Raw genomic sequence first — 13,377 nt, forward strand, 5'->3', positions numbered from 1 at the left:
CTCCCCGCAGAGCCGCGAAGGAGCCCCATGACCAGCGCCGACACCGCACCCGACCCCGCCGTCGCCGAGCCGTCGCCCGGCCGGGACGCCGAGCTGCCGAAGGTCCTCGGCGTCCGCGAGGGCGTCGTGCTCTCGCTGTCCAACATCAGCCCGACCTTCAGCATCGGCGTGGGCCTGGGCGTCATCGGTGCCTCCGTCGGCGTCGGCATCCCGGCCGCGTTCCTGCTCGGCCTGCTGCCGATCCTCGGCATCGCGCTCGCGTACACGAAGCTGAACCAGCGCGAGGCCAACTGCGGCACCGCGTACGTGTGGATCGGCCGGGCCGTCGGGCCGCTCCCGGGCTACCTGAGCGGCTGGGTCACCGTCGTCACCCAGGTGCTGTTCCTGTCGTACGCCGTCCCGCTCATGGGCCAGTACACGCTCCTCACGGCGGACTCCGCGGGCCTGCACCAGGTGGCCGGCATACGGACGGCCGACGCGCCCGTCGCGGTGTCGCTGGCCGTCGGTCTGCTGCTGCTCGCCGGGCTCACCGGACTCGCGGTGCTCGGCATCGACGTCGCGGCCCGCTTCCAGACCGTCCTGATCGTGGCCGAGTTCGTCGTGCTGCTCGCCGTGTGCGCGTGGGCCGTGGCGGCCGGTGACGCGGCGCCGTTCGACCTGAGCTGGTTCTCCCCCACCGTGTTCTCCTCGCCCTCGGTGCTGGCCACGGGCGTCCTGCTGGCCGTGTTCATGTACTGGGGCTGGGAGACCGCGTTCTCGGTGACCGAGGAGAACGCCGACGCGCGCACCTCCGCCCGGGCCGGCATGTGGTCGCTCGCCGCGGTCGCCGGCCTGTTCCTCTTCGCCGCGGTGGCGTTCCAGCGCGCCCTCACCCCCGAGGAGCTGGTCGCCAACGGCGAGCAGGGCCTGCCGTTCCTCGGGCAGCTGGCCGCGGGCGGTTTCGGGCGGGCGATGACGACCGTCGTCCTGCTCTGCTCGATCGTCGCGTGCGTGCAGTCCGTGCTGATCGGCTCCGCGCGGCAGACCCTGGCGATGAGCCGCGACGGCGTGCTCGGCCCCGGCTGGGCCGCGCTGCACTCCCGTCGGCGCACCCCGCACCTGTCGACGCTGCGGATCGCCGCGCTCTCGGCGGTGCTCGCCCTGCTGTCGTCCGGTCTGGGCAGCCTGCAGGACATCATCGTCGGCGCGGTCACCTCGGTGGGCATCCTGATCTCGCTGTACTACGCCTTCGCGGCGCTGGCCTGCGCGCTCACCTTCGCCGGCGAGGCGCGGCGCGACCTGCGGCTGTTCGTGGTCACGGTTGCGGTGCCGACGCTGTGCGGTCTGGCCCTGCTCGGCCTCGGCTGCTACATGGTGTACAGCCTGTGGACCTCGTCCGACTCCTTCGCCTTCGCCGCCGACAACGGCCGCTTCCTGACGCTCGTGCCCGCCGTCATCCTCGTCACCGGTGTACCGGCCGCGCTGTGGGCCAAGTACGGCCGGCGGGCACCGTACTTCGACCGCACCCGTTAGCAGTTCACGCCCCGCACCCGACCTTTCGAGGAGTCACACCTGATGCGCCCCGCAGATCTCGTCTTCGTCGCCGGCTCCGTGCTCACCATGGACCCCGAACGCCCGCGTGCCACGGCGCTCGCGGTGACCGGGGAACGGATCACCGCCGTCGGCGGCGACGACGAGGTGCGCGCCCTGGCCGGACCGGACACGGTCGTGGTCGACCTGGCCGGCCGGGCGCTGCTGCCCGGATTCCAGGACGCCCACGTCCACGCCGTGTTCGGCGGCCTGGAGCTGGGGGCCTGCGACCTGACCGAGACGACGGACCTCGACGAGTACCGGCGGCGGATCACCGCCTACGCGGCCGAGCACCCGGAGCGGCCGTGGATCACCGGCGGCGGCTGGTCGATGGAGAGCTTCCCCGGTGGCCTGCCGACCCGTCAGATGCTCGACGAGCTGGTGCCGGACCGGCCGGTGCTGCTGGTCAACCGCGACCACCACGGCGCATGGGTGAACACCCGGGCCCTGGAACTGGCCGGGGTGACCGCGGCGACGCCCGACCCGGCGGACGGGCGGATCGAGCGCGAGCCGGACGGCACGCCGTCGGGCATGCTCCAGGAGGGGGCCGTCGAGCTGGTCGGCGGGGCGGCGCCCCGGCCGACCGAGGAGGACCTCGTCGAGGGCCTGCTGCGGGCGCAGGCGCTGCTCCACTCGTACGGGATCACCGCCTGGCAGGACGCCCTGCTCGGCTCGTACGGCGGCCACCCCGACGTCTCCGCCGCCTACCTCGCGGCGGCCGAACGCGGCCTGCTGACCGCCCGGGTCAACGGCTCCCTGTGGTGGGACCGGGACGCGGGCGCCGAGCAGATCCCGGGGCTCGTCGCGCGCCGCGAGGCGCTGCGCCACGGCCGGTTCCGCGCGGACACCGTGAAGATCATGCAGGACGGCATCGCCGAGAACGGCACGGCGGCGATGACCGCCCCGTACAAGGACGCCTGCGGCTGCGCCACCGCCAACGCCGGGCTGAGCTTCGTCGATCCCGCGGCGCTGCGCGGGTACGTCACCGCGCTCGACGCGCTCGGTTTCCAGGTGCACTTCCACGCGCTGGGCGACCGCGCGGTGCGGGAGGCGCTGGACGCGGTCGAGGCCGCGCGGGACGCCAACGGGCCGCGCGGCAACCGGCACCACCTCGCCCACCTCCAGGTCGTGCACCCGGCGGACGTGCCGCGCTTCGCACCGCTGGAGGCGGTCGCCAACCTGCAGCCGCTGTGGGCGGCGCACGAACCGCAGCTCGACGAGCTGACCACGCCGTTCCTCGGCGAGGGCCTCGCCGACCGCCAGTACCCCTTCGGCGACCTGCACCGGGCCGGCGCGCCGCTGGCCGCGGGCAGCGACTGGCCGGTGAGCTCCGCGAACCCGCTGGAGGGCATCCACGTCGCGGTGAACCGGATCGTGCCCGACGGCGACCTGCCCGCGTTCCTCCCGGAGCAGCGCCTCGCCCTGGACACCGCGCTCGCCGCGTACACCTCGGGCTCGGCGTACGTGAACGGCCTCGACGACACGGGCGTGCTGCGCCCGGGCCTGCTCGCGGACGTGATCGTCCTGGACCGCGACCCGGCGGCGGTGCCGTCCTCGGACCTCGCCGCGCTGCGGGTCGAGGCGACGTACGTCGGCGGGGAGCGCGTCTTCGGCGCCTGACCCGCCGGCGAGGGCGGATCAGGCGGTGCGTCAGGCCGTGGGCACGGGGCCCGCGGCCTGACGCGCGAGTTCACGGCGGGCGCGGGTGAACGGGCGGGGGCGGTCGACCGCGAGGAGGGCGGTGGTGGTCCCGCCGCGCTCGTAGCGACAGAGGAAGCTGCCCTCCTCCAGCGAGCCCTCGACGATCCGGAGGGTGTCGCCGTCGCGGCGGCGGCCGGCGAACTGGATGCGTGCCCCGTACTGGTCGGACCAGAAGTACGGTGCGGGGCGCACGTGTTCGACGGTGCGGCCGGCGAGCAGGTTGCGGACGGCGACGGCGGGCTGTTCGGTCGCGCTGGTCCAGTGCTCGTGCCGGACGCCGCCCACCCGCGCGACATCACCCACGGCCACGACCTGCGGGAGGGTCGTGGCGCAGCCGTCGTCGCAGAGCACGCCGTCGTTCACGAGGAGCGTGGAGCCCGCCAGCCAGCCGGTGCGCGGGACGGCCCCGATGCCGACCACGACCACGTCGGCGGGGAGCACCCGGCCGTCGGCCAGTTCGACCGCGGTGACGGCGGCGCGGCCGTGCAGGCCCGCCACGCCGACGCCGGTGATCAGCGCGGCGCCGGCCCGGCCGTGCAGCGAGGCGCAGAACCCGGCCATCTCCGGGCCGAGTTGGGGCACGAGGGGCAACGGGGCGGCCTCGACGACGGTGACCTCGTGGCCGAGGCCTACGCAGGACGACGCGGTCTCTGCGCCGATGAACCCGCCCCCGATGACGACGACCCGGCGGGCGGGCCCGCCGAGCGCGGCCCGCAGGGCGCGCGCGTCGTCCAGGGTGCGCAGGGTGTGGACGCCGGCCAGGCCCTCGGTGCCGGGCAGGGTGCGGGCCCGGGCGCCGGTGGCGAGGACGATGCCGTCCGTGGCGACGGTGCGCCCGTCGTCCAGGAGGAGGGTGCGGCCGCGTGCGTCGAGCCCCCGGGCGCGGGTTCCCAGCAGCCACTCCGCGGCGAGTTCCGTCTCCTCCTCGGCGTCGGCGAGGGCGAGGTCCGCCTCGGTCGTGGCGCCGGTGAGGAAGTCCTTCGACAACGGCGGCCGGTCGTAGGGCCGGTGGGGCTCGTCGCCCACGATCACCAGGCGTCCGTCGAAGCCCTGGGCGCGCAGCGCGCGGGCCGCGTACAGCCCGGCGAGAGAGGCACCGACCACGGTGACGGTCCTCATGCAGCGCTCCCTTCCTGTGCGGCGGGACGGACGTGGACGACGCCGTCGATCACGGCCACCTCGTGGGTGCGGACGGGGCGGCGGGCGGGCAGACAGGTCGGCTCCCCGGTACGAATGTCGAATGAGGCGGCGTGCAGCGGGCATTCGACCAGACAGCCTTCCAGCCAGCCCTCGGAGAGCGAGGCGTCCTGGTGGCTGCACGTGTCGTCGATGGCGTACAGGGCGCCGTCGGCGTTGAACACCGCGATGGGCGGGCTGGTGTCGATGCGGACGGATTCGCCCGCAGGGAGGTCTTCAAGGCGGCAGACGGGAATCACGGGCCCCCCTCGGTCCAGGACTCTTCGGTAACATGGCGTTGCGTATCGCGCATGAGGGAGCGCTATGCGCAACAGAATCCGGGCGGCCGCCCATCGCGTCAAGGGCTTCCCGCAGATACCCGCCCGACACCCCGCACGACGGCGAGAGTTGAGCTATGACCCGCGACCAGTCAGAGGCAGGCGGCACGCCGGCCACGAAGTCCCCCCGCGCGACGGACCCGGCCGACGAGACGCACGAGAGAGCCTCCAAGGGGGGCGCCGGGGCGATCCAGTCCGTGGACCGCGCGGTCAGCGTCCTCGAGATCCTCGCGCGGCTCGGCGAGGCCGGGGTGACCGAGATCGCGGACGAGCTGGAGGTGCACAAGTCCACCGCGTTCCGGCTGCTCGGCGTCCTGGAGAACCGCGGCCTGGTCTCCCAGGCCCAGGACCGCGGCAAGTACTTCCTGGGCGCCGGCGTGCTGCGGCTGGCCGGCGCGGCGGCGGTGCGCCTGGACATCTCGCAGGAGGGCGTCCCGGTGTGCCGGGAACTCGCCGACGAACTGGGCGAGACCGTCAACATCGCCGTCCTGGACGACAACGCCGCGGTCAACATCATGCAGGCCAGGGGCTCCGCCTCGGTCACCGCACAGAACTGGCTGGGCCGCCGCACCCCGCTGCACGCGACCTCCAGCGGCAAGGTGCTGCTCGCGCATCTGCCGATGACCCTGCGGGAGGGGCTGCTCGCCCGCGCGCTGCCGCGGTTCACCGAGCACACCGTGACGAGCGCGGGCATGCTGCGCGCGGAGCTGGACGCCACCTGCGCGCAGGGCTTCGCGATCGCGGCGGAGGAGCTGGAGCTCGGTCTGCACGCGGTGGCCGCGCCGGTCCGCGCGCACGACGGCCGGGTGATCGGGGCGCTCAGCGTGTCCGGGCCGGCGTACCGGCTGGAGCGGGACCGCCTGCCGGAGCTGGCCGCGCGCACCGTGGTCGCGGCCAACGAGCTGTCCCGGCGCATGGGTTACGGCTTCTGACCGCTGCCGCGGCACAGAGTCCGCACGGCGCCCACGACGACGCGGGGCCGGGGAGACCCGGCCCCGCGTCGTCGTGTGTCCGGGGTGTTTCGACGGCCCCGGCGGGTTTTGCCGCCCGTTAACTCCGCCCTCTTGACGGCCCGTTGTCGGCGTTCCCACTATGTTCCCCATCGCGCAACCCATCGTGCAATGCGCAACAGCGAGGAGCCATCGTGCCGCATGAGGTCCGTGCCGTCGTTGCCGTGAAGAAGGGCGCACCCGTCGAGGTGCAGACGATCGTCGTGCCCGATCCGGGTCCCGGCGAGGTGCTCGTCTCCGTCCAGGCCTGCGGGGTCTGCCACACCGATCTGCACTACCGGGAAGGGGCGATCAACGACGACTTCCCGTTCCTGCTCGGCCACGAGGCGGCCGGCACGATCGAGGCCGTCGGCGCCGGTGTCACCGACCTGGCCCCGGGCGACTACGTCGTCCTCGCCTGGCGCGCCCCCTGCGGCACCTGCCGGTCCTGTCGCCGGGGCCGCCCCTGGTACTGCTTCGACTCCCGCAACGCCGCCCGGCCGATGACGCTGCTCGACGGGACCCCGCTGACGCCCGCGCTCGGCATCGGCGCGTTCGCCGAGAAGACCCTGGTCGCCGCCGGCCAGGCCGTGAAGATCGACCCCGCGGCCCGGCCCGAGGCGGCCGGCCTCATCGGCTGCGGTGTGATGGCCGGGTACGGCGCGGCCGTGAACACCGGAAAGGTCGGCAACGGCGACACCGTCGCCGTCATCGGCTGCGGCGGCGTCGGCAACGCGGCCATCGCCGGGGCCTGTCTGAACGGCGCGCGCAAGGTCATCGCCGTCGACATCGACGACCACAAGCTGAACCTGGCCGAGAAGTTCGGCGCGACGCACACCGTCAACTCGCTCGGCACGGACCCCGTCGAGGCCGTCCGTGCGCTCACCGACGGGTTCGGGGTGGACATCGCCATCGACGCGGTCGGCCGCCCGGAGACGTACAGGCAGGCGTTCTACATGCGCGACCACGCGGGCACCCTGGTCCAGGTCGGCGTCCCCGACCCCGGGATGCGGATCGACCTGCCGCTGATCGACCTGTTCTCGCGCGGCGGGGCGCTGAAGTCGTCCTGGTACGGAGACTGCCTGCCGAGCCGCGACTTCCCGATCCTGATCGACCAGTACCTCTACGGCCTGCTCGACCTCAACTCCTTCGTCACCGAGACGATCTCCCTCGACGAGGTCGAGGCGGCCTTCGCGAAGATGCACCGCGGGGAGGTCCTGCGCTCGGTGGTGGTCCTGTGACGGCCCCCCTCACCCCGCCGCCGCGCGTCGTCGTCATCGGGGCCGGCATCGTCGGCTGTTCGCTCGCCGACGAGCTGACCGCCCGCGGCTGGACCGACGTCACCGTCCTCGACCAGGGCCCGCTGCCCGCGCCGGGCGGCTCCACCTCGCACGCCCCCGGGCTCGTCTTCCGCACCAGCCCGTCGAAGACGCTCAGCGACTTCGCCGGGTACACCATCGAGAAGTTCCGCTCCCTGGAGGTCGACGGGCTGCCCTGCTTCAACCCCGTCGGCGGCCTGGAACTCGCCACCACCGAGGAACGGTGGGCCGAGCTGCACCGCAGAGCCGGGTACGCCGCGTCCTGGGGCATCCGCGGCGAGCTGGTCTCCGCCGAGCGCTGCAAGGAGCTGTGGCCGCTGCTCGACGCGCGCAAGGTCCTGGGCGGCTTCCACACCCCGGACGACGGGCTGGCCCGCGCCGTCCTCGCCTGCCGCGCCCAGATGGCGCGCGCCGAGGAGCGCGGCGCCCGATTCCTGGGGCGGCACACCGTCACCGGCATCGAGCGGGACGGCGGCCGGGTGACCGCCGTCGTCACCGACCGCGGCACGTTCCCCGCCGACCACGTGGTGTCGGCGGCCGGCTTCTGGGGCCCGGTGATCGGCCGCATGGCGGGCGTGGACGTGCCCCTGCTCCCGCTGGCCCATCAGTACGCGAGGACCGGCCCGCTGCCGGAGCTCGAAGGGGTGAACGACCCGCGTACGGAGGCCTCCCGGCCGATCCTGCGCTTCCAGGACCGCGACCTGTACTTCCGCGAGCACACCGACCGGATCGGCATCGGCAGCTACGCGCACCGGCCGCTGCCCGTCGACCCGTTCACCGTCCCGGTGTACGACGAGGCCCCGGTCATGCCGTCCTCGTACCCCTTCACCCCGGAGGACTTCGCGCCCAGCTGGGAGGACTGCCGATGGCTGCTGCCGGCGCTCGCCGACGGCGACATCGAGCATGGCTTCAACGGGGTCTTCTCCTTCACGCCCGACGGCATGCCGGTGCTCGGCGAGTCCCGTGCACTGCGCGGCTTCTGGCTGGCCGAGGCCGTCTGGGTCACGCATTCCGCGGGCGTCGCGCGGGCCGTCGCCGAGTGGATGGTCGACGGCCGGCCGGCGACGGACGTGCACGGCTGCGACCTCACCCGCTTCGAGGACGCCCAGCGCTCCCCCGCGTACGTCGCCGAGCGCGCCGCCCAGCAGTTCGTCGAGGTGTACGACGTGCTGCACCCGCTCCAGCCGATGGAACGGCCCCGGCCGCTGCGCGTGAGCCCGTTCCACGCGCGCCAGCAGGAGCTGGGCGCGTACTTCCTGGAGGGCGGCGGCTGGGAGCGGCCGCACTGGTACGAGGCGAACGCGCCGCTCGCGGAAGAGCTCGAACTCCCGGAACGGGACGCCTGGTCGGCCCGCCACTGGTCGCCGATCGCCGCCGCCGAGGCACGGGCGACGCGCGAGAAGGTCGCCCTGTACGACATGACTCCGCTGCGCCGCCTGGAGGTCACCGGCCCCGGGGCGCTCGCCTACCTGCAGCGGATGACGACGAACAACCTCGCCAAGAAGCCGGGTGCGGTCACGTACACCCTGCTCCTGGACGAGTCCGGCGGCGTCCGGTCCGACCTGACCGTGGCGCGGCTCGCCCCCGACCGGTTCCAGATCGGCGCCAACTCCCGGGCCGACGAGGACTGGCTGCTGCGGCATACGCCTGACGACGTCCGGATCCGCGACATCACCTCCGGCACCTGCTGCATCGGTGTGTGGGGGCCGCTCGCCCGGGACCTGGTGCAGCCGCTCACCCGGGACGACTTCTCGCACCAGGGCTTCGGCTACTTCCGGGCCAGGGAGACGTACCTCGGGCACGTCCCCGTCACGGCGATGCGGCTCAGCTACGTCGGCGAACTGGGCTGGGAGCTGTACACCTCCGCCGATCTCGGGCTGCGGCTCTGGGACACGCTGTGGGAGGCGGGGCAGGAGCTCGGCGTGGTCGCCGCGGGCCGGTCCGCGTTCAACAGCCTGCGTTTGGAGAAGGGTTACCGTTCCTGGGGCCATGACATGACCGCCGAGCACACCCCGTACGAGGCCGGGCTCGGCTTCGCCGTCCGGATGGACAAGGGCGACTTCAGGGGGCGCGCGGCGCTGGAGCGGGCCGGGGAGCCGCGGCGTCGGCTGACCGCGCTGCTGCTCGACGACCCGGCGGCGGTGGTGCTCGGCAAGGAGCCGGTGTTCCTCGACGGGGCGTCGGCCGGGTACGTGACCAGCGCGTCGTACGGCTACACGCTGGGGCGCTGCGTGGCGTACGCGTGGCTGCCGCCGCTGGCCGCCGGGACGCAGGTCCATGTCGAGTACATCGGCGAGAAGGTTCCGGCGACGGTCGCCGAGGAGCCCCTGTTCGATCCGCAGATGCACCGTATCCGCCGCTGAACGCATGCCAGGGAGGACCTTCCGTGTCACCCACCTATGACGTCGTCGTGGTCGGCCTGGGCGGGATGGGCAGCGCCGCCGCCTGTCATCTCGCCGCGCGCGGGGCCCGCGTGCTGGGCCTGGAGAAGTTCGGTCCGGTCCACAACCGCGGTTCCAGCCACGGCGGTTCGCGCATCACCCGGCAGTCCTACTTCGAGGACCCGGCGTACGTGCCGCTGCTGCTGCGCGCGTACGAGTTGTACGAGTCGCTGGAGCGGGACACCGACCGGGACATCGCGACGCTGTGCGGCGGCGTGATGGTCGGCCCGCCGGAGTCCCGTACGGTCGCGGGCTCGCTGCGCTCGGCACGGCAGTGGGACCTGCCGCACGAGATGCTGGACGCGAAGGAGATCCGGCGCCGTTTCCCGACGCTCACCCCGGCCGACGACGAGGTGGCGCTGTACGAGGCCCGGGCGGGCCTGCTCCGCCCGGAGAACACGGTCGCCGCGCACCTCCAGCTCGCCACCCGGCACGAGGCGGACCTGCACTTCGAGGAGCCGATGCTGCGCTGGGAGCCGTATCGCGACGGTGTCCGGGTGCACACGGCCGAGAACACGTACACGGCGGGCCAGCTGGTGATCTGCCCGGGCGCGTGGGCTCCGCAGCTGCTCACCGACCTGGGGGTGCCGTTCACGATCGAGCGGCAGGTCATGTACTGGTTCCAGCCGGACGGCGGCACCGCGCCGTTCCGGCCCGAGCACCATCCGGTCTACATCTGGGAGGACGCCGGCGGCGTCCAGATCTACGGCTTCCCGGCGATCGACGGGCCGGAGCTCGGCGCGAAGGTCGCGTTCTTCCGCCGGGGCGTGCCGTGCACCCCGGAGACCATCGACCGGACCGTGCGGGACGCGGAGGTCGCGGCGATGGCCGACCAACTGTCCCGCTGCCTCCCCTCGCTGCCGGGCCGCTTCCTGAAGGCCGCAACCTGCATGTACTCCAACACGCCCGACGAACACTTCGTCATCGCCCGCCACCCCGGGCACCCGGAGTCGGTGACCGTGGCCTGCGGGTTCTCCGGGCACGGCTTCAAGTTCGTGCCCGTCGTCGGCGAGATCCTCGCCGATCTGGCACTGACCGGCACCACCGCGCACCCGATCGAGCTCTTCGACCCTCGCCGGCTGTCCGCCGCGCCCGCCTGAGGAGTGCCCCATGACGACGCACCTGCCCGCCAGCCTCATCGCGACCCTTCCCGGCCCCTACTACACCGACCCGGAGGTGTTCCGGCTCGAACAGGAGCGGATCTTCGAGTCGATGTGGATCTGCGCGGTGCGCGGCGCCGACCTCGACGGACCGGGCGCGTTCCGGACCGTGCAGGTCGGCCGCGAGAGCGTGATCGTCACCCGCAACCGGGCCGGCGAGCTGCGCGCCTTCCTGAACGTCTGCCGGCACCGCGGCGCGCGGCTGTGCACCGAGGAGTCCGGCGAGGTGCGGCGCAATCTCCAGTGCCCGTACCACGCGTGGACGTACGACCTCGACGGGAAGCTGATCGCCGCGCCGAACCTGGTGAAGATGCCGGACGTCGACCGCACCGCCTACGGCCTGGTGACGGTGGCGCTGCGGGAGTGGCTGGGCTACGCCTGGGTGTGCCTGGCCGACGAGCCGCCGTCGTTCGAGGAGACGGTGATCGGCGCGGCGGTGGAGCGGCTCGGCGACGCCGCGTCCATCGAGCGGTACCGCACGCAGGACCTGGCGCTCGGCCGACGGATCACGTACGACGTGAAGGCGAACTGGAAGCTGATCGTCGAGAACTTCATGGAGTGCTATCACTGCGCGACCATCCACCCCGAACTCACCGAGGTGCTGCCGGAGTTCGCGGACGGGTACGCGGCGCAGTACTACGTGGGGCACGGGGCGGAGTTCGGCTCGGGCATCAAGGGGTTCACGGTCGACGGCAGTGCCGGCTTCGACCGGCTGCCGGAGGTCGCCGACGAGCAGGACCGCCGGTACTACGCGATCACGGTCAAGCCGACGGTCTTCGTCAACCTGGTGCCCGACCACGTGATCCTGCACCGGATGTTCCCGCTTGCGGAGGACCGCACGGTGGTGGAGTGCGACTGGCTCTACGCGCCCGGGGTCGTGGAGTCCGGCACGGACGTGTCGAGGTCGGTGGAGCTGTTCCACCGGGTGAACGTGCAGGACTTCGAGGCGTGCGAGCGCACCCAGCCGGCGATGGCGTCGCGGGTCTACCGGTCCGGCGGGGTCCTGGTGCCGACGGAGCACCACATCGAGCTGTTCCACACCTGGCTGCTCGACCGGCTGCGGGACCACCCCTCCGGCCCGGCGTGACGACCGTCACATTCGGCATGGAACGCGGGTTACCGGTGAGGCAACCAGCCGCAAGGGCGCCTTCGGAACGGCGCTGACCAGGAGGAACGAGACATAATGCCCGAACTCTTCATCGGCGGCGCATGGCGGTCCGCGCTCGACGGGCGGACCCGCGAGATCCGTTGCCCCGCCGACGGCAGCCTGGTCGCCGTCGTCGACGAGGCCGGCGGCAAGGACACCGCCGAGGCGATCGCCGCCGCGCGCCGGGCCTTCGACGAGGGCCCGTGGCCCGGCACGCCGGACGCGGACCGCGGCGACCTGCTGCTGCGCGTCGCCGACCTGCTCGTACGCGACAAGGACGCGCTGGCCCGCGCCGAGTCGCTGGACACCGGCAAGCGGCTGGTGGAGAGCGCGTACGACATCGACGACGTGACCGCCTGCTTCCGGTACTTCGGCCGGCTCGCGGCCACCGAGAACGGCCGGGTTATCGACGCGGGTGCGGCCGCCGCGGACAGCCGGGTCGTGTACGAGCCGGTCGGGGTCTGCGGCCTGATCACGCCGTGGAACTATCCGCTGCTGCAGACGGCCTGGAAGGTGGCCCCGGCGCTGGCCGCGGGCAACACCTTCGTCCTGAAGCCGAGCGAGCTGACCCCGCACACCGCGATCCACCTGATGCGCCTCCTGGAGGAGGCCGGGCTGCCGCCGGGCGTGGCGAACCTGGTGCTCGGCGCCGGGCCGGAGGCGGGCGGGCCGCTCGCCGACCACCCCGACGTCGACCTCCTGTCCTTCACCGGCGGCATCCTGACGGGCCGTCGGCTGATGGCCGCCGCGGCGGGCACGGTGAAGAAGGTCGCGCTGGAACTCGGCGGCAAGAACCCCAACATCGTCTTCGCGGACGCCGACTTCGAGGCGGCCGTGGACATGGCGCTGACCGCGGTGTTCCTGCACTCGGGCCAGGTCTGCTCGGCCGGAGCCCGGCTGCTCGTCGAGGACTCGCTGCACGACCGGTTCGTCGACGAGGTCGTCCGCCGGGCCGAACTGATCCGGCTGGGCGGCCCGTTCGACGAGCGGGCACAGACCGGGCCGCTGGTCTCGGCGGCCCACCGCGCCAAGGTCGAGGCCTACGTGGCGGCCGGCGTCGCGGAGGGCGCGGTGCTGCGCTGCGGCGGCGTACGGCCGGAGGGGCCCGGGTACGACGAGGGCTTCTACTACCGGCCGACCGTCCTCGACGAGTGCCGTGCGGGGATGTCGGTGGTGCGCGAGGAGTCCTTCGGGCCGGTGCTGACCGTCGAGCGGTTCCGCGACGGCGACGAGGACCAGGCGGTACGGCTCGCGAACGACACGATCTACGGCCTGGCGGGCGCGGTGTGGACCTCGGACGAGGCCCGGGCCCGGCGGATGGCGTCCCGGCTCCGGCTCGGCACGGTGTGGATCAACGACTACCACCCCTACCTGCCGCAGGCGGAGTGGGGCGGGTTCAAGCAGTCCGGCACCGGACGCGAACTGGGTCCGGCCGGCCTCGCCGAGTACCGCGAGGCCAAGCACATCTGGCGCAACACCTCACCGGAGCCGCAGGGCTGGTTCGCCTGACGCCCGAGTCCGTTCGCCCCTCTCACCC

10 protein-coding genes are annotated in these 13,377 nt (G+C 73.2%); 8 read left to right on the forward strand and 2 right to left on the reverse strand.

The genetic code is table 11. The annotated features are described in order from the left end of the window. The first annotated feature begins 27 nt into the window (after positions 1 to 27). Together R2D22_RS04035 and R2D22_RS04040 are read left to right on the forward strand one after the other, a co-directional pair. Positions 28 to 1,512 carry an APC family permease gene (locus R2D22_RS04035; RefSeq protein WP_318101275.1) on the forward strand — a complete coding sequence of 495 codons (1,485 nt, stop codon included), beginning with the start codon at positions 28 to 30 and terminating at the stop codon, positions 1,510 to 1,512. Between the two features lie 42 nt (positions 1,513 to 1,554). Then, positions 1,555 to 3,189: an amidohydrolase gene (locus R2D22_RS04040; RefSeq protein WP_318101276.1), complete on the forward strand. Its 1,635-nt coding sequence runs from the start codon at positions 1,555 to 1,557 to the stop codon at positions 3,187 to 3,189. A 30-nt stretch (positions 3,190 to 3,219) separates the two neighbouring features. Here the strand turns inward: R2D22_RS04040 and R2D22_RS04045 are convergent, their stop codons facing one another. After that, positions 3,220 to 4,389, reverse strand: a complete 1,170-nt coding sequence (locus tag R2D22_RS04045; protein ID WP_318101278.1) for an NAD(P)/FAD-dependent oxidoreductase — start codon at positions 4,387 to 4,389, stop codon at positions 3,220 to 3,222. After that, positions 4,386 to 4,706 (reverse strand): bifunctional 3-phenylpropionate/cinnamic acid dioxygenase ferredoxin subunit, encoded by a 321-nt coding sequence (locus tag R2D22_RS04050; RefSeq protein ID WP_318101279.1) that lies wholly within the window; start codon positions 4,704 to 4,706, stop codon positions 4,386 to 4,388. The genes R2D22_RS04045 and R2D22_RS04050 overlap by 4 nt, the downstream gene beginning before the upstream one ends. 266 nt (positions 4,707 to 4,972) lie before the next feature. Here R2D22_RS04050 and R2D22_RS04055 point away from each other — a divergent pair, with 266 nt between their 5' ends. The 6 genes from R2D22_RS04055 (at position 4,973) to R2D22_RS04080 (ending at position 13,349) form a co-directional block, all read left to right on the forward strand. Then, positions 4,973 to 5,716, forward strand: coding sequence for an IclR family transcriptional regulator (locus tag R2D22_RS04055; protein WP_318109566.1), 744 nt, complete (start codon positions 4,973 to 4,975; stop codon positions 5,714 to 5,716). A gap of 212 nt (positions 5,717 to 5,928) precedes the next feature. Next, the gene (locus R2D22_RS04060) at positions 5,929 to 7,014 is read left to right on the forward strand and encodes an S-(hydroxymethyl)mycothiol dehydrogenase (protein WP_318101280.1); all 1,086 of its coding nucleotides are present in this window, start codon (positions 5,929 to 5,931) and stop codon (positions 7,012 to 7,014) included. Beyond that, positions 7,011 to 9,455: a GcvT family protein gene (locus R2D22_RS04065; RefSeq protein ID WP_318101281.1), complete on the forward strand. Its 2,445-nt coding sequence runs from the start codon at positions 7,011 to 7,013 to the stop codon at positions 9,453 to 9,455. The genes R2D22_RS04060 and R2D22_RS04065 overlap by 4 nt, the downstream gene beginning before the upstream one ends. 23 nt (positions 9,456 to 9,478) lie before the next feature. Next, positions 9,479 to 10,633 (forward strand): N-methyl-L-tryptophan oxidase, encoded by a 1,155-nt coding sequence (gene solA, locus R2D22_RS04070; protein ID WP_318101282.1) that lies wholly within the window; start codon positions 9,479 to 9,481, stop codon positions 10,631 to 10,633. Positions 10,634 to 10,643: 10 nt separating this feature from the next. Further along, positions 10,644 to 11,780, forward strand: coding sequence for an aromatic ring-hydroxylating oxygenase subunit alpha (locus R2D22_RS04075; RefSeq protein WP_318101283.1), 1,137 nt, complete (start codon positions 10,644 to 10,646; stop codon positions 11,778 to 11,780). Between the two features lie 96 nt (positions 11,781 to 11,876). Next, entirely contained in the window at positions 11,877 to 13,349 is a 1,473-nt protein-coding gene (locus R2D22_RS04080; protein ID WP_318101284.1) for an aldehyde dehydrogenase family protein, read from the forward strand. The last annotated feature ends 28 nt before the right edge of the window (positions 13,350 to 13,377 follow it).

This window comes from Streptomyces sp. HUAS YS2 (genome assembly GCF_033343995.1).
Lineage (GTDB): Bacteria > Actinomycetota > Actinomycetes > Streptomycetales > Streptomycetaceae > Streptomyces > Streptomyces solicathayae.